This window comes from Olsenella profusa, assembly GCF_016900315.1.
In the GTDB taxonomy this organism is placed as follows: domain Bacteria; phylum Actinomycetota; class Coriobacteriia; order Coriobacteriales; family Atopobiaceae; genus Thermophilibacter; species Thermophilibacter profusus_A.
Window position 1 is genome coordinate 152,634 of sequence record NZ_JACSNQ010000001.1, and the last position, 19,688, is coordinate 172,321.

Here is a 19,688-nt window from a genome sequence, read left to right on the forward strand (position 1 = left end):
GCCTGACGCGCGTCGCGCTACAGCCCCAGGTGCGCCGCCATATCGAACATGGCCTTGCGGTAGCCGTCCACGCCCATGCCGGTGATGGTCTCGAAGCAGGCGGCGCGGATGTAGCTCACCTGGCGGAACTCCTCGCGCTCGTCCACCTTGGAGATGTGAATCTCAATCATCGGCAGGCCCACGGCCTTGGCGGCGTCGAGCAGGGCTATTGAGGTGTGGGTGTAGGCGCCCGGGTTGATGATGATGCCCGCGTAGCTGCCGTAGGCGTCCTGGATGGCGTCGATGAGGTCGCCCTCGTGGTTGGACTGGAAGCAGGTGCAGCCGGCAAAGCCCGCGTCGGTGGCGGACGTCTGGCAGAGCCGCAGCAGGGACTGGTAGGAGTCGTGCCCGTAGATGTCAGGCTCGCGGATGCCGAGCATGTTGATGTTGGGGCCGTTGATCACGAGCACGCGCGCGGGCGCCGCGTCGGCGACGGGGGCCTCGTCCTCCGGCTCGTCGGCGTCGTCGATGCCGTCGAGCAGGCTCACGAGGTCGTCGACCGAGGGGGCGCTGCGCGGACCGAGGGCCTCCTCGGCGTCCTCCTCGTTCTGGACGATGGCGGCGTCGCGCAGCGGGTTCTGGGTGATGTGGACGTGGATGGCGGGCTTGCGGGGCCCCTCGACGTCGTCAAAGACCTTCTCGTTGGCCTCGATGCCGGTGAGCTCCACAAGGGCCTCGTGCACGGCCTCCACCTTGCCGGGCCCAAAGACGACCTCGATGCCGTTGGTGCCGCGCTTCACGTAGCCGAGCACGCCGCGCGCGGCGGAGAGCTGCTCGGTGTTCACGAGGCTGGGATCCTCGGTGAGAATCCTGAGACGAGTCATGCAGATGTCGTTTGCCGTCACGTTGTCACGGCCGCCCACGGCCGCAAGGACCTCTTCCGCGATCTGCCGTCTGTCCACGTCGCGACCCTTCCTGTCGTCGAATCGCGAGCTGGAGCCCCGTCTCCACCCGTATCAATCCGCGATTGCATCATCGTGTATCTCTAGGCAGTATAGATGCTCACCTCGCACGGCGGGGCTTGACCGCCGAGCGGCGCGGCAGACGGCTGCACGCTCCAGAAAATGTGCGCATGATACAAAGGGACAGCCCCTTTGTATCATTGTCCTGAGGGAGGTTCGCTATGAGCTACGACAGGTACCCCGAGACGAGCGTCGAGGGCTTTGACAGCGAGGCCTGCGAGGGCGCCCAGGCGGTGCGCGAGCGCCTGGCGCAGATCGGGCGCGACGTGCGGGTCCTCACCGTGGAGTGCTACCCGGGGGTGGACGAGGAGGTCTTCCGGCTCGTGCGCGACGCCTTCCGCCCCGACGTCGTGGTGCGCGGCGAGGACGTCTTCTTCGACGGGGACACCCTCACTCGCATGATGCGCCCCCACCTCACCGACGACCGCGTGCGCGGCGTGATGTTCTACGGGCGCATGGAGGACTTCGTCGACCAGGAGGTTCTTCTCGCCGCGCGCGCCGCTATCCCCGCGACGGGGCGCGTGCTCGTCTACGGCGTGGGCGCGAGCCTCGTGAGCAGGGGAGACGCGCTTGTCTACTGCGACCTTGCGCGCTGGGAGATAACGCTTCGCTACCGCGCCGGCATGCCCAACTTCAAGCAGCAAAACGGGGGCGAGGACCCCCTGCGCAAGATAAAGCGCGGCTACTTCGTGGAGTGGCGCATAGCCGACAAGCGCAAGGCGGCCCTGCTGGGGGACATCGACTGGCTGCTCGACTCCAACGAGCGGGGGTGTCCGCGCCTCGTCTCCGGCGAGGGCCTCCGGGCGGGCCTGCGCGCCGTGGCGAGAAGACCCTTCCGCCTGGTGCCCTACTTCGACCCGGGCGTGTGGGGCGGCCAGTGGATGAGGGAGGTCTGCGGGCTGGACAAAGACGCGCCCAACTACGCCTGGGCGTTTGACGGCGTGCCCGAGGAGAACAGCCTCTACCTGCGCTTCGGTGAGGTGCGCGTGGAGGTGCCGGCCATGGACCTGGTGCTCTTCCAGCCGGTCGAGCTGCTGGGGATGAGGAACTACTGCCGCTTCGGCGCGGAGTTTCCCATCCGCTTCGACTTCCTCGACACGATGGGCGGGCAGAACCTGAGCCTGCAGGTGCACCCGATGACCGAGTACATCCGGAGCCACTTTGGCATGGCCTACACGCAGGACGAGAGCTACTACATCCTGGACGCGGCACCGGACGGCGCGGTCTACCTGGGCCTCAGGGACGGCGTGGACCCCGCCGAGATGGAGCGCGACCTGCGGCGCGCCCAGGAGGGCGGGCCGGCCTTCCCGGTGGAGCGCTACGTCAACCGCTTCCCGGCCAGGCGGCACGACCACTTTCTCATCCCCGCGGGCACGCCCCACTGCTCCGCGGCCAACACGATGGTGCTCGAGATCTCGGCCACGCCCTACAACTTCACGTTCAAGCTCTGGGACTGGGACCGGGTGGGCTTCGACGGGCTGCCGCGGCCCATCCACATCGACGACGGCATGCGCAACATCCAGTGGGGCCGGACGACCGCGTGGGTGCGCGAGAACCTCGTCAACGCCTGCGAGGTCGTGCAAGAGGGCGAGGGCTTCCGCGAGGAGCACACCGGCCTCCACGAGCTCGAGTTCATCGAGACCCGCCGCCTGACCGCGAGCCGGGCGACGGAGCACGACGCCTCCGAGGGCGTCAACGTGCTGAACCTCGTGGAGGGGGAGGCGGCCGTGGTGGAGAGCCCCGAGGGGAGCTTCGAGCCCCTGACGGTGCACTACGCGGAGACGTTCATCGTGCCGGCGGCGTGCGGGCGCTACACGATGCGCCCCGAGCGCGCGGGGGACACGATCGTGTTCGTGAAGGCCTTCGTGCGTCAGCGCTAGAGCGATGGTGCGAGGGGGCTGTCCCTTCGCGTCAGCTGCAGGGCGAGCTCGGCGTCCCCGGCGGCAGATCCCGTGCAGGGCAGTACCACGTCCGCCCACGCGCGGTAGAGCCCCATCCGCTCCGCGGCGAGCTGCTCGACGCCGCGCGCCTGGGACATCGGACGCCCCTCGTCCGAGAGCTCGGAGAGCGGGCGGTCCAGCAGGACGATCCGGCCGTTCTGGTGGAGCAGGTCGTAGTTCTCCGGACGCGTGACCACGCCGCCGCCGCAGGCTATGACGAGCCCGGAGCGGGCGCCGTAGGAGCCGGTGACCCGGGTCTCGACCGCGCGGAACGCGTCCTCGCCGTCCTGGCGGATGATCTCTTCGGCGCTGCGACCGCACTCCAGGTGGATGGCCTCGTCCAGGTCGACGAAGGGCCTGCCCATGAGCCGCGCGAGCGCCCGCCCGCAGGAGGTCTTGCCCGCGCCCGGCATGCCGATGAGCACCACGTTCTCGGTCCGCGCGTACAGCTCCGCCTCGATCGGCGCCACGAGCGCGTCATCGAGCTCCACGCCCTGGAAGAGCTCGCTCGAGTAGAGCGCCTGCGCCACGAGCATCGCAAGGCCGCTCTCGCACACGATCCCGTGGCGCTCGGCCGCCAGGCAGACCCCCGTGCGCTCCGGGTTGTAGACCACGTCGAGCACGCCTCGAAGGCCCGTGAGGGCGTCGAGCACCTCCTCGTCCAGCGGGGAGGCCGGGCAGGCGGGGTACATGCCCACCGGCGTCGTGTTGACGATCAGGGCGGCGTCCGGGTGGCGCTCCGCGAGGCCGTCGTAGGTCTCGGGCCCGCGGCGCGAGACCACCACGACGCGCGCCCCCACCTCGGGGTCCTCGAGCGCGGCCTGGACGGCCTGGCTCGCCCCGCCGCTCCCGAGCACGAGGGCCGTGCGGCCGCAGAGCGCCTCGTGCGCCGAGCAGCCGAGCCGCTGGCGGCAGAAGCGCGCAAGCATCCAAGCAAAGCCGAGGACGTCGGTGTTCTCAGCGAGGACGCTGCCGTCCTCACGCCGCACGAGGGTGTTTGCCACCCCGAGCCGCTCCACGCGCGGGCTGCGCTCGTCGGCGAGCTCGGCGGCCTGCCGCTTGTAGGGGATGGTCACGTTGAGGCCGCGCCATGAGCCCCCGCGCACGAAGGGCGCCACCTCGTCGGGCTCGAGGTCGTGTAGCTCGTAGGGGGCAGACCCCAGCCGCTCGTGGATCTCGCGCGACCAGCTGTGGCCGAGCGGGTGGCCCACCAGCCCGAAGGGCGCGTCAGCCGCCGGCACGTCCGGGAGCAGCATGCCCGCGCCGGCCTCGAGGTTCTTCTCGCCGGCCACGCTAGATCACCTCCGTGTAGCTGCCGAGGAAGCGGCACTGCTGGCAGAGGCTGCCGATGGTGGCCATGAGGGAGCTGAACTCGGGCGCGGCCGCCGGGCAGGCGATGTCGAAGTAGAACATGAACTCGAAGTCGCGCTCCGGGATGGGGCGGCTCTCCAGCTTGAGGATGTTGATGTCGAGCGCGTAGAACTTGGCGAGCAGCTTGTAGAGGGTGCCCGGCTCGTGGTTGAGCACGATCATGAGGGAGGCGCGGTCGGCGCCGGGGTAGATCTCCAGCTGCTTGGAGATGCAGGCGAAGCGGGTGTAGTTGTTGTCGCGGTCCTGGACGGCCGAGGCGAGCACCTCGAGGCCGTAGAGGTCGGCGCAGGGGCGCGAGGAGAGCGCGGCCACGTCCGTGCGGCCGGACTCCGCCACGCGCCGGGCCGCCACGGCGGTGTTCTCGCAGACGTGGACGGAGACGTCGGGCAGGCCGGAGAGGAACTCGGCGCACTGGTTGATGGCCTGCTCGTGGCTGTAGATGTCCCGGATCGAGGAGAGCCCGGCGCCGGGTAGGGCCAGCAGGTTGTGGTCGATCTTGACGCGGGTGGTGCGGACCACGTAGAAGGAGTGCTCCATCATGAGGTCGTACATCTGGTTGACCGAGCCGGCCGTGGAGTTCTCCAGCGGCAGCACGCCGTAGCGCGCAAGCCCCTGCTCCACGGTGCGGAAGACCGCATCGAAGGTGGGCGCGTAGCTGATCTGGGGGTGGCGGAAGATGCGCTCGGCGGCAATCTGCGAGTAGGCGCCCTCGACGCCCTGGCAGGCCACGTGGGCCGAGGGCGGGAAGAGCTCGGGGGTGGCCGCGCGAGCCTGCTGGATGCGGCCGAGCGTGGGGTCGTCGGCCGCGTCGGCGAGAAGCGCGTGCTGGCGCGAGCGGGACGCCTCCATGAGGAGCTCCATCAGCACCTGCGCGTAGGTCTCGAGGTCCTCGGGCGCGCGGGAGGCGGCGTCGGCCACCTTGGCGCGCTCGCGGGCCGGGTCGAAGACGCGCATGCCGTGCTCGCGCTTGTAGGCGGCGACGTCGCCCGCGACCTCGGCGCGCTCCGAGAAGAGGCGGAAGATCTCCGCGTCGATCCGGTCAATCTCCTGTCTCAGCTCAGAAAGCTCTGGCATGTCAGCTCCTTGCTCACGTGTTTTTTCTGGGTGCGCCCGCCTGCGCACGAATGGCGACGCGGGGCGGCCGCCTACTCGGCCGGCCAGGCAAGCAGCGCGTCGGCCAGGCCGAGGGCACAGACGGCCTCGACCACCGGGACGGCGCGGATCACAGCGGTGGTGTCGTGGCGGCCGTGGACCTTGAGGCGGGCCGGCTCCATACGGGTGAGGTCAACCGAGTCCTGCTCCACCATCACGCTGGAGATCGGCTTGAACGCGCAGCGCACGAGCACGGGCGCACCGGTGGTAATGCCGCCGAGGATGCCGCCGGCGTTGTTGGTGCGCGGGACGCAGGCGCCGTCGCGGACCTCGTAGGGGTCGTTGTTCTGGGTGCCGCGCAGGCGCGCCACGCCAAAGCCGCGGCCGAACTCCACGCCCTTGACCGCGGGGATGCCAAAGAGGTCGCGCGCGAGCACGTTCTCGATGCCGTCGAACATCGGCGAGCCCACGCCGGCGGGAAGGCCGAGCGCCACGCACTCGACGATGCCGCCGACGGTGTCCTTCTCGGCGCGCGCGGACATCACGGCGGCCACCATCCGCTCGCCGGCGTCGGTGTCGATGACCGGCACGCGGCGGCCGTCGCCGAGGGCGTCGACCTGGCGGCGGAGCTCGGAGGCGGCCTCGGGCGAGTTGTCGAGCGCCGAGAAGGGCACGTCCTCGACGCCCGCGAGCTCGGCGACGTGCGCCCGTACGGTCACGCCGCGCGTGGCGAGCCACTGCAACGCGATCCCGCCGGCCACGCAGAGCGGGCCGGTGAGCCTGCCGGAGAAGTGCCCGCCGCCGGGGACGTCCTGCGCGCCGTGCCACTTGGCCCAGGCCGCGAAGTCGGCATGCCCGGGGCGCGGGACGGTGAGCAGGTTGTTGTAGTCGGCCGAGCGGGTATTGGTGTTCTCGATGACCGCCGCGAGGGGCGCGCCGCAGGTCTCGCCGCGGGGGTTGAGGCCGGAGACGATCCGCGGGGCGTCGGGCTCCTTGCGCGGCGTGGACCAGGGGTCGCGGCCCGGGGCCCTCCTTGCCACGAAGGTCGCGAGGGCCTCGGTGTCGACCTTGAGGCCGGAGGGCAGGCCCTCCATGACGCAGCCGACGGCGGGGGAGTGGGACTGGCCGAACACGGTGACGCGCAGCGCGCTTCCAAGCGTAGAGGGCATCAGCTCTCCTTTCGGTACGTGCCGCCGAGGCGGCCGAGGTCCTCGAAGAAGCCGGGGTAGGACTTGGCGACGCACTCGGCGCCGAGGATGGTCACCGGGCGCGTGCAGCGCGCGGCGAGCACGGCCGCCATCATCGCGATGCGGTGGTCGCCCGCGGCGTCGACAGTGCCGCCGGCGAGCTCGCGGACGCCCTCGATGACGAGGCCGTCGTCGGTTGCCCGTGCGCGCCCGCCGAGGGCGCAGATCGCGGCGGAGACGGTCTCGAGGCGGTCGGACTCCTTGAGACGCAGGCGCGCCGCCCCCGTGATGCGGGTGGTGCCCTCGGCGAGGGCGGCCACCGCGGCGAGGGGCGGGACGAGGTCGGGGCAGTTGGACACGTCGATCACGCGGCCGGCAAGGGCGTCGTGGGCACAGGCGGCCCCCTCGGAGCCGCGCAGGACGCGGGCGCCGAGAAGGGCGAGCGCGGCGAGAACCTGCCGGTCGCCCTGCGTGCTCCTCACGTCGAGGCCGCGCACGGAGACGCCGGCCTCGGAGAGTGCGCCCGCGGCGAGCCAGAACGCGGCGCCCGACCAGTCCCCGCCCACCGAGACCGTGCCCGGGGAGCTGAGGCGCTCGGCGCCGCCGACCACGTACGAGCGAGCGGGGGCGCCGCTGTCCTCGGTGCGCCCCTCGTCGACCGTCACGCCGAAGCGTGCGAGCGCGGCGACGGTGATGCCGATGTAGGGGAGCGACTCCACCGGCTCGCTGACCACGACCTCGGTCGGTGCCCCCATGAGCGGGGCGGCCAGCAGCAGGCCGCTCACGTACTGGGATGAGACGTTTCCGGGCAGCGAGAAGCGCCCCGGCCGCAGGCGTCCGGAGACGCGCAGGGGCACCTGGCCCTGGGGCGTGAGGCCCACGCCGTGCGCCACGAGCTCCTCGTAGAGTGGGGAGAGCGGACGCTGGGGGAGCCTGCCGTGGCCGGTGAGGCTGGCCTCGCAGCCGAGGGCCGCCACGACGGGCAGCAGGAAGCGCAGGGTGGAGCCGGACTCGCCGCAGTCGAGCAGGGCGCCCGTGGCGGGCGCGGGGATGTTGTCGGTGGCGGAGGTGCCAGGGACCGGCACCACGCGGAAGCCCCGTCGGGTGCGGGTGATGTGCGCGCCGAGCGCCTCGAGGCAGCGCGCGGTGGCATCGATGTCATCTGAGGTGGTGGTGCAGTCGATGTCGGTGGTGCCGGGGGCGAAGGCCGCGCAGATGAGCAGGCGGTGCGCCTCCGACTTCGAGGACGGCGCGGAGACCTCTCCGGTGAGGGAGCCGGGGCTGACGGTGACGTTCACGGCTTCCTCCTAGCGTCCGAGCTCGACGAGCTCGCGGAGCTCGTCGAGGCCCACGCGGCGGACCTCGCAGCGGCCGACCTCCACGGGGACGACCACGTTGACCGCCTCCCCGTGGCGCTTCTTGTCGTGGGCCATGTAGTGCATGAGCAGGTCGGCCGGCAGCTCGCTTCCGGTGGGCAGGCCGTGGGCGGCCACGCAGCGCTCGATGCGCGTGGCCGTCTCGCCCGAGCACCAGCCGCGCCGCGCCGAGGCGCGCGCCATCATGCAGAGGCCGGCCGCCACGCAGGAGCCGTGGCCAAGCGTGAACTCGCTTGCCGCCTCGATGGCGTGGCCGATCGTGTGGCCGAGGTTGAGGGTCTGGCGCACGCCGGCCTCGCGCTCGTCGGCCTGTACCACGTCGCGCTTGATCTCGACGTTGCGCGCTACCACGTCGACGAGGCTCGCCTCGTCGTGGCGAAGCTTCGTGAGCGGGCGCTCGGTCAGGCGGTCGAGCAGGGCTGCGTCGGCAAGCACCGCGTGCTTGACCACCTCGCCGCAGGAGTCCCGGAAGAGCTCGTCGGGGACCGTGGCGAGGGTGCGGACGTCGGCCACCACGGCGCACGGCTGCCAGAAGGCGCCCGCGAGGTTCTTGCCGGCCTCCAGGTCCACGGCCGTTTTGCCGCCGACCGAGGAGTCCACCATCGCAAGCAGCGAGGTCGGCACCTGTACCACGGCAACGCCGCGCAGGTAGAGGGCAGCGGCGAGGCCGGCCACGTCCCCGGCGACGCCGCCGCCGAGCGCGACCACCACGTCGGATCGGCCGAGCTCGCGTGCCGCGAGCGCCTCGAGGATCTCGCCCAGCGTGGAGAGGCGCTTGTGACGCTCGCCGGCGGGGAATACCACGCGCTCGGCCACGTCGTAGCCGGCCGCCGCCAGAGACGCCTCGGCCGCGTCCGCGTAGAGCGGGGCCACGTGGGTCTCGCTCACCACGCAGCAGCGCGCGCCTCCCGCCGCCTCGCGGGCAACCGCGCCCAGCTCGGGGAGGATGCCGGCGCCCACGTGCACGTCGTAGGCCGCGGAGGCCCCCACGTGCACGAGGCGGGTCGCCACGCCCGGGTCCTTCTCGCCGCGCGTGTCGTCGCAACGCTCGCTCATCTGCCCTCGACCTCCCGCTTGATCCGGTCGCCCTCGGCGAGAAGCGCCTCCAGCCGGTCGGCGTCGTGCTCGTCGATGGCGTCCTTGTACGCCTGTAGGTTAGCGATGATGGTGCCGATCTCCTCGGAGAGGAAGTCGGCGTTGTCCAGGAAGAGCTCGGTCCACATGGGCGCGTTCAAGCGCGCCACGCGGGTGAGGTCCTTGTAGGAGCCGGCCGAGAAACCCTTGTGCTCGCGGGCGGTCGGGCTCTTGACGTAGGCGTTGGAGACCACGTGCGCGAGCTGCGAGGTGAAGGCGATGATGCGGTCGTGCTCCTCGGCGGTGGCAAGCGTGAAGCTGCCGAAGGCGCAGGGGGCGAGCAGCTCCTTCAGCCGCTCGAGCACCTCGGCGCGCGCAAAGTCGTCCATCTCGGGCGGGACCACCACGAGCGGCGCGCCCTTGAACATCGTGGCGCGGGAGTGGGCGAAGCCGGAGTACTGCGTGCCGGCCATCGGGTGGCAGCCCACGAAGGTGAAGGGGCGCCCGGCGCAGATGGCCTCGCAGCGGGCGCAGATGACGCGCTTCACGCCCACCGTGTCGATGACGATGGCGCCCTCGCCCACGAGCGGCGCGTTCTTCTTGAGCCACTCGATGGCGGAGGCGGGGTAGCCCGCGAGGATGATGAGCTCGCAGGTGCCGACGGTCGTTTCGTCGAGCTCGCCGGTCACGGTCTCGATCATCGCGAGCTCGAGCGTGGAGCGGGTGCGGTTCCAGGCGTAGACCTCCACGCCCGCCGCCGCGAAGGCGCGCGCGAACGAGCCGCCCATGAGCCCGAGCCCCACGACGCCGATGCGTCCCCTGACGACGCCCTCCCCAAGCTGGCGCGCCATGCTAGGCCTCCTCGACCGGGGCGCAGACGGCCTCGCGGATGAGGGCGATGCGGCGCATGGCGTCGTCGAACTGGGCGGGGGTGAGCGCCTGGGCGCCGTCCGACCAGGCCTCGGCGGGGCAGTTGTGGACCTCGATCTCAAGCGCGTCTGCGCCCGCCGCGGTGGCGGCGTAGGCGGCCGGGCGCACGTAGCGGGTGTAGCCGGTGGAGTGGCTGGGGTCGGCCACCACGGGCAGGTGGGTCAGGTGGTGGAGCACCGGGATGGCGTTGACGTCGAAGGTGTTCCTCGTGCGCGTCTCGAAGGTGCGGATGCCGCGCTCGCAGAGCATGACGCTCTGGTTGCCCTCGCTCATCACGTACTCGGCGCTCATGAGCAGCTCGTCGATGGTCTCGGACATGCCGCGCTTGAGCAGCACCGGCCGGCCCGCGCGCCCCACCTCGCGCAGGAGCGGGAAGTTCTGGGCGTTGCGCGCGCCGATCTGCAGGACGTCGACGCCCTTCTCGACGAACATCTCCACGTCGCGCGGGTCCATGACCTCGGTCACGACGGGCATGTCGAGCTCGCCGCCGGCCTCCATGAGCAGGTCGAGGCCCTTCTCGCCCATGCCCTGACTCGTGTAGGGGGAGGTGCGGGGCTTGTAGGCGCCGCCGCGCAGCATCGTGGCGCCGGCGGCCTTGACCGCGCGGGCGATGGTGAGGAGGTTCTCGCCCTCCACCGAGCACGGCCCGGCGATGACCTGGAAGTTGCCGCCGCCCACGAGCACGCCGTGGCCGCAGTCGACGACGGTGTCCTCCGGGTGGAACTTGCGATTGGCGAGCTTGTAGGGCTCGGTCACGCGCTGGACGCGCTCGACGATGTCCATGCTCTCCAGCAGGAACGGGTCGATGCGCGTGGTGTCGCCGATGATGCCGACGATGGTCTCGTTGTCGCCCTGGGAGACGTTGGTCTTGAAGCCACGGTCCTCGATCCAGCGGACGAGGTGGTCCAGCTGCTCCTTGGTGGCCGTGTCCTTGATGACGGTTATCATGCGGGGTCTCCGGTTCTTGTATCGGGAAAAGTGCCGGTCGATGGTATCACAGGGATGTGACGGCGAGGTTACGCCCCGCGGGGGTGCGCCGTGGGGGTCTCGTGGGGCGGCGGGGCGGGGTGGCACGGCCCCGCGGCGCGAGCCCGGCGGCGCGAGCCCGGCGGCGCGGGCGCAATCTCGGGGCAGCCGCGCGCAAAGTCCGCTATACTGTCCTCTCGCACGCGCCCATAGCTCAGTGGATTAGAGCGTCTGCCTCCGGAGCAGAAGGTCGTGGGTTCGAATCCCCCTGGGCGCGCCACGCAGGTCCGGCCCGGCCGCACATGGCCGGGCTTTTTTGTGTCGTGGGGCGGTCCGTACGCACGGCTCTTCTCGCGGTTCTTCTCGCCTTGTGCGCTAGGCCGTTAGGAATCGCGGCACCTTTGGCTCTCCGGGGGCGCTTTGGTTAGGATTTGTCGCACTTTTTGCCCGTCTGGGCCAAAGGTGCGCCGTTTCCTAACGATGAGTGGGCGCGTTGGCACAAGGTGCGTCGTTTCTTAACGGCCGGCACCCGACGCCCGGCATGGGGCCGCGGCAGCTCCCGAAACCGCACCCCCCGCCCGCCCCGCCGCCAAGTCTCTCTTTTTCGTAAGGTTTGCCGACGGCCGCTGCGGGCGTGGCACAATGGACGCCACGACCAACGGGAGGAGCGAGATGTCAGAGCGGGCGGGCCAGACCGACGGCGAGAAGAACCTCGGCCACCTCGGCCTCACGGAGGCCGAGGTGGCCGAGCGCGTCGCCGCGGGCCGCACCAACGCCAACACCGACGTCAAGACCAAGTCCGTGCGCCAGATTGTGGCCGAGCACGCCCTAACGCTGTTCAACGCCGTGAACCTGGCGCTGGCCGTGCTCGTGCTCCTCACCGGGCAGTACCGAAACCTCCTCTTCATGGTCGTGGTCCTTGCCAACCTGCTGATCGGCGTGGTCCAGGAGGTCCGCGCCAAGCGCATGGTGGACAAGCTCACGATTCTCACCCAGAAGGAGGTCACCGTCATCCGCGCGGCCGGCGAGCTTTCGCTGCCCCCCTCCGAGCTCGTGGCCGACGACCTCGTCCGGCTGGCCCACGGCGACCAGGTGCCCGCCGACGCCGTGATCGTCTCCGGCAACGTCTCCATGAACGAGAGCCTGCTCACCGGCGAGGCCACCCCCGTCTCCAAGGGTCCCGGCGACGAGCTGCTCTCGGGCAGCTTCGTCGACGCCGGCAGCCTTGTGGCGCGCGTTACGCGCGTCGGCGCCGAGGGCTACGCCGCGCGGATCAACGCCGAGGCCAAGTACGTCAAGCCCGTCCGCTCGGAGATCCAGGACACGCTCAGGGCCATCATCCGCCTGGGCACCGAGGCGCTCGTGCCGCTGGGGCTCGGCCTCTTCCTGCGCAGCCTCCTCATGGACGGCGGCAGCCTCGAGGACGCGATCCTCACCTCCGTGGCGGCCGTCATCGGCATGATCCCGCAGGGCCTCGTGCTGCTCACCTCTTCGGTGCTCGCCATCGCCACCTTCCGCCTGGGGCGCAGGATGGTGCTCGTGCAGCAGACCTACTGCGTGGAGACGCTCGCGCGCGTGGACACGCTCTGCCTGGACAAGACCGGCACCATCACCACCGGCGAGATGGAGGTCGCAAGCGTCGTGGGCGCCCCCGGGACCTCCTCCGCCGAGGCGGCCCGCGCCCTTGTCGCCATCGCCTCAGCAAACGAGGCGGACGCCAACGAGACCGCCCGCGCGATCCTGCGCCACGCCGCCGAGAAGAACCTCGCGCCCGAGCCGGTCTCCCGCGCCGTGCCCTTCTCGTCCGCCCGCAAGCTCTCCGGCTGCGTCACCGCCTCGGGCCGCGCGCTCGTCATGGGGGCGGCCGCCTTCGTGCTGGGGCCTGCGCGTACGGGCGAGGCCGACGCGCTCGCCCGCGCCTTCGACGCCACCGAGCGCGTGCTCGTGGTGGGCGAGGCGGCAGGCTTTGACGAGGGGGGCGTCCCCGTCGGCGAGGTGCGCCTGCTCGGCTGCGTGGCCATCCGCGACGAGATTCGACCCACCGCCGAGGCGACCATGCGCTACTTCGTCGAGCAGGGCGTGGAGCTGCGCGTCATCTCCGGCGACGACCCGCGCACCGTCTCGGCCATCGCCGCGCGCGCCGGGGTGCCGCAGGCGGGCCGCTACGTGGACGCCACCACGCTCGACACCTCCGAGCGGCTCGAGGAGGCCGTCGACGCCGCGCGCGTCTTCGGCCGCGTGACGCCGCAGCAGAAGCGCGAGATCGTCCGCGCCCTGCACCGCCGCGGCCGCACCGTGGCCATGACCGGTGACGGCGTGAACGACGTGCTCGCCCTGCGCGAGGCGGACTGCTCGGTGGCCATGGCGTCGGGCTCGGCCGCGGCGCGCAACGTCTCCGAGATCGTCCTCGCCGACAACGACTTCGCCCACATGCCCGAGGTTGTGGCCGAGGGGCGCCGCTCGATCAACAACCTCCAGCGCTCCGCCGCGCTCTTCCTGGTCAAGACGGTCTTCACCGCGGTGCTTGCCCTCGTGTGCATCCTCATGCCGCCCTACCCGTTCATCCCCATCCAGATGTCGCTGCTCTCCACGGCCGTCATCGGCATCCCCTCGTTCGTGCTCGCCCTCGAGCCCAACCACGAGCTCGTCCGCGGCAACTTCCTCGCCAACGTCCTCGCGCGCTCGCTGCCCGCCTCGATCGCCATCGTGGTCGCGCTCGTGGCCGAGCTCGTCTGCGGCCGCGCCCTCGACCACTCCTTCGACGAGATCTCCACGGTCTGCACCGTGCTCGTGGCCTGCGTGGGCGTGGCGCTCGTGTGGAGGATCTCCCAGCCGCTCACGCCGCTGCGCGCGGTCCTTCTCGCCGTGATCGTGGCCATTGTTGCGCTTGGGTGTACGGTCTTTGCCCCATTCTTCGAGATCTCGGGACTTACGGGTAGCATGGGCGTGGTGATGGCCGCGGCGGGCGTCGCGGCCATCGCGTGCTTCAACTGGATGTATGACCGCGCCCAGCGCGGGTATGAGACCAACGAGCGCTTCGCGCGCCTCGTGAGGATGGTGGAGGGCAGACATGACAGAAAGTAGCGACCTTCGCAGCGCGGTCCTGGCGGCCCGTCGGCCCCGGCGCATCGAGGCGGGCGGCGTGGCGCGCCTCGCGCACGTTGTCTCGGGCGTCCCGGGGGCCGAGCGGCTCCCGCGCGCGCTCGTGGTGCTCCTGGAGAACGTGGTGCGCCGCGCCGCGACGGACGAGGACGCCGTGCGCATGGCCGAGGCCGTCGTCTCGGCGGGCCTTGCGGGCGAGGGCGGCGGCGAGGTGGAGTTCATGCCCGCCCGCGTGCTGTTCCAGGACTTCACCGGCGTGCCGGTCTTTGCCGACTTCGCCGCGATGCGCGACGCGATGGTAGCGCGCGGCGGGGACCCGCTCAGCGTGAACCCCCGCATCCCGTGCACGCTCGTCGTGGACCACTCGGTGATCGCCGACGTGGCCGAGTGCCCCGGCGCCGTCGAGAAGAACCAGGAGGCGGAGGCCTCCCGCAACCGCGAGCGCTTCTCGTTCCTCAAGTGGGCGAGCCGCTCGTTCCAGAACGTCGAGATCGTCCCACCCGGCGGCGGCATCTGCCACCAGCTCAACATCGAGCGCTTCTGCCGCGTGGTGGCCACCGACGCCCTCTCCGGCGAGAGGGACGGCCTTGAGACAGCCTGCTTCGACACGCTCGTCGGCACCGACTCCCACACCACGACCGCCAACGGCATCGGCGTGCTCGGCTGGGGCGTCGGCGGCATCGAGGCCGAGGCCGCGGCCCTCGGCCAGCCGATCTCCATGCTCGTGCCGCCCGTCGTGGAGCTGCGCCTGGGAGGGCGCCTGCCCGCGGGCGTCTCCGGCATGGACCTCGCCCTCACCGTGGCCCAGCTCCTGCGCGCCGCCGGCGTGGTGGGGAGCTTCGTCGAGGTGACCGGCGAGGGCGCGTCCGCCCTGAGCGCCACCCAGCGCGCGTGCGTGGCCAACATGACGCCCGAGTACGGCGCCACGGCCACGCTCTTCCCCGTGGACGACGTGGTCATGGACTACCTGGCGCTCACCGGCCGCGACGCCGGCGAGCTCGCCTTTGCTCGCGCCTACCTCGAGGCCCAGGGCGTCTTTGGCGACGCCTCCTCCCGCGTCTACGCGCGCACGCTCGAGCTCGACCTCTCTACGGTCGAGCCCTCGCTCGCCGGGCCCTCCCGCCCGCACGACCGGGTCTGCGTCTCCGACCTCAAGGGGCGCTTCGAGGAGGCCGCCCGCGCCGCCGGGCGCGACCTCTCCGAGACCTTCGAGGTCGAGGGGGCGGGCACGCTCTCCCACGGCGCCATCGCCATCGCCGCGATCACGAGCTGCACCACCGCGACCGACCCGGCCATGATGGTCGCCGCCGGCCTGTTGGCGAGAAACGCCCGCGTCCGCGGCCTTGCGCCCAAGCCCTGGGTCAAGAAGGTCCTCGCGCCGGGCAGCCACGCCACCGAGCTCCTGCTGGAGCGCTGCGGCCTTTCCGAGCCCCTGCGCGAGCTCGGGTTTTTCACCTGCGGCTTTGGCTGCATGAGCTGCATCGGCAACTCGGGCGAGATTAAGGGCTGCCTCAAGCCCCTCGCGTCCCAGATGGAGCTCACGAGCGTGCTCTCGGGCAACCGCAACTTTGAGGGGCGCATCTCCCCGGACGTGAGCCAGAACTACCTCTGCGCGCCGGCGCTCGTGGTGGCCTACTCCATCGCGGGCACGGTCGACGTGGATCTCACGAGCGAGCCTGTGGGGCTGGCCCCCGACGGCACGCCCGTCCTGCTCGCCGACGTGATGCCGTCCGACGAGGAGGTCGCCGCCGAGCTCGCGGCGCACCTCGACGCGTCGCTTTTCGCCGAGGGCTCCAAGGGGCTCCTCGAGGGCTCCGTCTCCTGGGCGGCCATCGACTCCACGGCGTCGGCGACCTTCCCGTGGGACGAGTCGTCCACCTACGTGCGCCGGCCGCCCTACTTCGAGATCGCCCGGCCCGCCTCGATCTTTGAGGTGCGCGGCGCCCGCGCGCTCGCGCTGCTCGGCGACTTCGTGACCACCGACCACATCTCCCCGGCCGGTTCCATAGCCGAGGGGTCGCCCGCCGCCCGCTATCTTGAGGAGAACGGCGTGGGCCCGGCAGACTTCAACACCTATGGCTCGCGTCGCGGCAACCACGAGGTCATGGCGCGTGGTACCTTCGCCAACGTCAAGCTGAAAAACGCCCTCGCCGAGGGGCGTGTGGGCGGCTGGACCAAGAACCTGCTCACCGGCGCGCTCGAGCCCATCTTCGACGCCGCCGAGGCCTATCGCGCCGCCGGCGTGCCGCTCGTGGTGGTGGCGGGCAAGATGTACGGCTCCGGCTCGAGCCGCGACTGGGCCGGGAAGGGCCCGCTGCTGCTGGGGGTGCGCGCCGTCATGGCGGAGAGCTTCGAGCGCATCCACCGCTCCAACCTCGTCCAGATGGGCGTGCTCCCGCTCCAGTTCAAGGAGGGCGAGGGCGCCGCGTCCCTCGGCATCCGCGGCGACGAGACCTTTGACGTGGCCCCGGTCGACCTCACCGGAGGGCTGCCTGCAGACCGCACGACCTCCGTCACGGCCACGCGCCCGGACGGAACCTCGTTCAGCTTTGAGTGCGTGGTGCGCGTGGACACGCCGACGGAGGGTTCCTACCTGGCGTCCGGTGGTATCCTGCCCTACGTCCTTGGGGGCCTCGGCGATGCGGGGAGGGGAGGGGCCTGTACGCGATGAAGTGTCCGACCTGCGGGGCCGTCGTCCCTGACGGCGCGCTCACCTGCCCCTCGTGCCATGCCGAGCTTGACGTGACGCAGCGCATCACGCTCTCCGAGGCAACCTGGTGCCCCGAGTGCGGCGCGCTCGTGGAGCCTGGTGCCGACGTCTGCCCCAAGTGCGGCACGTCGCTCGCGCCGGACCTCCCAAGGCGGCATACCCGCGACCTCGACCTCCCGGACATAGGCAACACCGGCGTGATGGACGCTCTTGGGGACGGCTCGGACGCCACGGGGGTCATGACGCGCATAGAGAGCGCGATTCCCCCGGCGGACGCCGAGGAGTCGCGTTCGGCCGCACGAGACCACATGCCGCGCCCACGGGCCTTCGGGCTCGCGGCGCTTCTCGCCGTGGTGTTGGTGGGCGGCGCCGCATTGCTCATAACCCATCCGTGGAACCCCTCGGCAACGATGACCCGTGCCACCGAGCCGGCCGACACCTCCATGTCTGGCTTTCCGGGCGTCGTGGAGTCCCTGACCGGGCAGGATGGCTCCTCGGCCGCCCAGGGGGAGTCCGACGACTCCCCTGACGGGCCCGCGGACCCGCTCGAGGCCCTCACGCAGGCTCACCAGAGCCTCGCGGACCTCTCCGACCGCGTGGACGCGAGCGAGGCGTCCCTGCGCGACGTCGGTGTCTCCGGCACGGCGGACGAGCGCTCGGCCGGCCTTGCCGCCGCGCAGCAGAACGCGCTCGACGTCTCAAACCTCATCGAGCGCGTCGGCATGCTCGACGACGCCGGGGGCACCTACGCCGAGGCACGGGACAACCTGCTGACGCTCGGCAACTGGCTGCGCAACCGCTGCGACGCCCTCACGGAGTCCTGGCAGCGCTCCGTTGACGCGGAGGGCCCCGCGGCGAGCGCTCAGTCCATCCTCGCGCCCGTTGACGCCGCCACCGACTACGCCCGGCTCTTCGAGGAGAACATCGACGCCTGGGATCCCTCCAACAACGGCTGACCCCGTCTGCCGAATATGTGAAACACGTTGCATCCTGCTAGAATTTAGGGAGCTAAGCGATGGGCGACGTGTGCCGCCCGTTTGGAAGGATTGACATGGGATTCATCAAAGACCCGCTCTATGTCCCGGCCTACGAGGTCGTGGGTGACGAGGTGGCCGTCTTCGACACCTCGCGCGGCATCATCCGCGTGAGGCTCGACGGCGAGGGCGCCCCCGTTCACGTCGCCAACTTCTGCGAGCTGGCCGGCAGCGGCTTCTACGACGGCCTCAAGTTCCACCGCTACGTGCCTGGCTTCGTTATCCAGGGCGGCTGCCCCAACACGCGCGAGATGACGAGCGAGCAGGTTGCGCGTGGGGAGGTCGGCCCCACCGGCCGTCCCGGCACGGGCGGCCCCGGCTATCGCATCCGCCAGGAGTACACCACCAACCCGCGCAACTCGCACGACGACGGCGCCCTTGCGATGGCGCGCTCGATGGACCCGGACTCCGCGGGCTCCCAGTTCTACTTCTGCCTTGGTCCCCAGCACGGGCTGGACTCCGGCTATACCGTCTTTGGCCAGACCATCGAGGGCAAGGACGTCATAGGCGAGCTTCGTGCGGGAGACGTCATCAACTCCGTACGAATCGAGCACCTCGGCGCGTAGCGCCGCGTTATCCCGGGAGGGCATTGTGAACCAGCAGGCATACGAGTCCGGAAAGCGTGCGTACCAGAGTGGTGACTGGATTGGCGCCGTCACCTTGCTCGGTGAGGCGCGCCGGCCCGGCGAGCCCGCCGGTGAGGTTGATCACCTGCGTGGCAACGCCTACATGAAGCTCGGACAGTTCGAGTCGGCGGCCACGGCCTACGAGTCGGCCCTCGCGGACGCCTCCTACGGCAAGCACGGTGCCCTGAGCTGCAACCTCGGCCGCGCCCTCCTCGCCGCCGGGCGCGTCCAGGAGGCGGTGGCGCCGCTCACCGACGCCGCCTCTGACGACTCCTACGCCACGCCCTACAAGGCCTACATGGCGCTTGGCTCCGCCTACGAGAGGCTGGGGGACGTCCGCAACGCCGGCATCGCCTACCGCAGCGCCGCGATCGACGAGTCCAACCCCGCGCCGGCCACCGCCCTCTCCAACCTCGGCAGCTGCTTCATGCGGCTCGGGCGCGCCGTGGACGCCGTGGAGGCCTACCGCACCGCCCTCGACTTCACAACCCCGCTTGAGAGCCAGAACCAGATCTGGTGCGACCTCGGCCTCGCGTACGTGGCCGCCAACCGCATGAACGAGGCCGTTGACGCCTTTGGGCGCGCCACCGCGGACGGCACCCTCGAACTTAGCCCCGAGGCCCAGGCGTCCTATGACGCCGCGCGCAAGGCCGTCGCCGCCATCGGCAGCCGTCGCCCCTCCGAGACCGACGCCATGCTCGCCGCGGCGGGCTATGCGACTCCGATCGACCCGCTCGACCCCACGGGCGCCTCCGGCGAGCTCATGCCCTCCCCGGAGGACACCGGGTTCTTCTCGATTTCCGAGAAGGACATCGTGGAGCAGGAGCGCGCCAATCGCAAGGTGCGCCGCAAGCACCGCCACACCGGGCTCAAGGTCCTCATCGTGATTCTCGTCCTGCTTGTGATTGCCGCCGGCGCCGCCTTCTTCGCCTACACGCAGGGCTATGGATGGCCCACCCAGCAGGCGGTCGCCGAGGAGCTCTTCCAGGCCAAGACCGACGGCGCTGACATCGAGCCCTATCTCGCCACCGGCACCTCCGCCACGCAGGTGCAGGAGATCTCCGACTCGCTGCCCGCCGGGGCGCAGGTCTCGGTCACCGGCTGCGACCGCTCCATGAACGCCTCCACCGTCTACCTCACGGCCACCCTTGCGGACTCCGGCGAGGTCGACTACACCCTCGAGATGGTCCGAGACGGCATTGGCTGGAAGGTCAGCTCCGTCACGCCGAGCTTCCTCTCCGAGGACGCCTCGTCCACCACGACGAACTAGGCAGGTACG

At 70.9% G+C, this 19,688-nt stretch carries 14 protein-coding genes and 1 tRNA gene; 7 read left to right on the plus strand and 8 right to left on the minus strand.

What is annotated here, in order from left to right; translation table 11 throughout:
- Positions 1-17 precede the first annotated feature (17 nt).
- A complete protein-coding gene (locus H9X80_RS09310; RefSeq protein WP_204792415.1) occupies positions 18-941 on the minus strand; it encodes a type II 3-dehydroquinate dehydratase in 924 nt (307 codons plus the stop codon).
- Positions 942-1,162: 221 nt separating this feature from the next.
- On the opposite strand from H9X80_RS09310, the gene H9X80_RS00665 reads away from it, so the two are divergent.
- The gene (locus tag H9X80_RS00665; protein ID WP_204792416.1) at positions 1,163-2,881 is read left to right on the plus strand and encodes a class I mannose-6-phosphate isomerase; all 1,719 of its coding nucleotides are present in this window, start codon (positions 1,163-1,165) and stop codon (positions 2,879-2,881) included.
- Here the strand turns inward: H9X80_RS00665 and H9X80_RS00670 are convergent.
- The 7 genes from H9X80_RS00670 to aroF all read right to left on the minus strand — a co-directional run bounded on the left by H9X80_RS00670 (position 2,878) and on the right by aroF (position 10,919).
- Entirely contained in the window at positions 2,878-4,233 is a 1,356-nt protein-coding gene (locus tag H9X80_RS00670; RefSeq protein WP_342590836.1) for a shikimate kinase, read from the minus strand. The two genes, H9X80_RS00665 and H9X80_RS00670, sit on opposite strands and share 4 nt — an antisense overlap.
- A gap of 1 nt (position 4,234) precedes the next feature.
- The gene (locus H9X80_RS00675; RefSeq protein WP_204792417.1) at positions 4,235-5,386 is read right to left on the minus strand and encodes a bifunctional chorismate mutase/prephenate dehydratase; all 1,152 of its coding nucleotides are present in this window, start codon (positions 5,384-5,386) and stop codon (positions 4,235-4,237) included.
- A 71-nt stretch (positions 5,387-5,457) separates the two neighbouring features.
- Entirely contained in the window at positions 5,458-6,573 is a 1,116-nt protein-coding gene (gene aroC / locus H9X80_RS00680; protein WP_204792418.1) for a chorismate synthase, read from the minus strand.
- The gene (gene aroA, locus H9X80_RS00685; RefSeq protein ID WP_204792419.1) at positions 6,573-7,889 is read right to left on the minus strand and encodes a 3-phosphoshikimate 1-carboxyvinyltransferase; all 1,317 of its coding nucleotides are present in this window, start codon (positions 7,887-7,889) and stop codon (positions 6,573-6,575) included. Before aroA ends, aroC begins: the two co-directional genes overlap by 1 nt.
- Before the next feature lie 9 nt (positions 7,890-7,898).
- Entirely contained in the window at positions 7,899-9,023 is a 1,125-nt protein-coding gene (gene aroB / locus H9X80_RS00690) for a 3-dehydroquinate synthase (RefSeq protein ID WP_204792420.1), read from the minus strand.
- Positions 9,020-9,892, minus strand: a complete 873-nt coding sequence (locus H9X80_RS00695; protein ID WP_204792421.1) for a prephenate dehydrogenase — start codon at positions 9,890-9,892, stop codon at positions 9,020-9,022. The genes aroB and H9X80_RS00695 overlap by 4 nt, the downstream gene beginning before the upstream one ends.
- Position 9,893: 1 nt before the next feature.
- Positions 9,894-10,919, minus strand: a complete 1,026-nt coding sequence (gene aroF, locus H9X80_RS00700) for a 3-deoxy-7-phosphoheptulonate synthase (protein WP_204792422.1) — start codon at positions 10,917-10,919, stop codon at positions 9,894-9,896.
- A gap of 221 nt (positions 10,920-11,140) precedes the next feature.
- Between aroF and H9X80_RS00705 the strand changes: the two genes are divergently transcribed.
- The 6 genes from H9X80_RS00705 (at position 11,141) to H9X80_RS00730 (ending at position 19,679) form a co-directional block, all read left to right on the plus strand.
- Positions 11,141-11,217, plus strand: a tRNA-Arg gene (locus H9X80_RS00705).
- A gap of 392 nt (positions 11,218-11,609) precedes the next feature.
- A complete protein-coding gene (locus H9X80_RS00710) occupies positions 11,610-14,021 on the plus strand; it encodes an HAD-IC family P-type ATPase (RefSeq protein ID WP_204792423.1) in 2,412 nt (803 codons plus the stop codon).
- Positions 14,008-16,710 carry an aconitate hydratase AcnA gene (gene acnA, locus H9X80_RS00715; RefSeq protein ID WP_204792424.1) on the plus strand — a complete coding sequence of 901 codons (2,703 nt, stop codon included), beginning with the start codon at positions 14,008-14,010 and terminating at the stop codon, positions 16,708-16,710. The genes H9X80_RS00710 and acnA overlap by 14 nt, the downstream gene beginning before the upstream one ends.
- Positions 16,707-17,705 (plus strand): zinc ribbon domain-containing protein, encoded by a 999-nt coding sequence (locus H9X80_RS00720; RefSeq protein ID WP_204792425.1) that lies wholly within the window; start codon positions 16,707-16,709, stop codon positions 17,703-17,705. Before acnA ends, H9X80_RS00720 begins: the two co-directional genes overlap by 4 nt.
- Before the next feature lie 95 nt (positions 17,706-17,800).
- Positions 17,801-18,349 carry a peptidylprolyl isomerase gene (locus tag H9X80_RS00725; protein ID WP_204792426.1) on the plus strand — a complete coding sequence of 183 codons (549 nt, stop codon included), beginning with the start codon at positions 17,801-17,803 and terminating at the stop codon, positions 18,347-18,349.
- 25 nt (positions 18,350-18,374) lie between these two features.
- On the plus strand, positions 18,375-19,679 hold the full coding sequence (locus H9X80_RS00730; protein ID WP_204792427.1) for a tetratricopeptide repeat protein: 1,305 nt from the start codon (positions 18,375-18,377) through the stop codon (positions 19,677-19,679).
- Positions 19,680-19,688 lie beyond the last annotated feature (9 nt).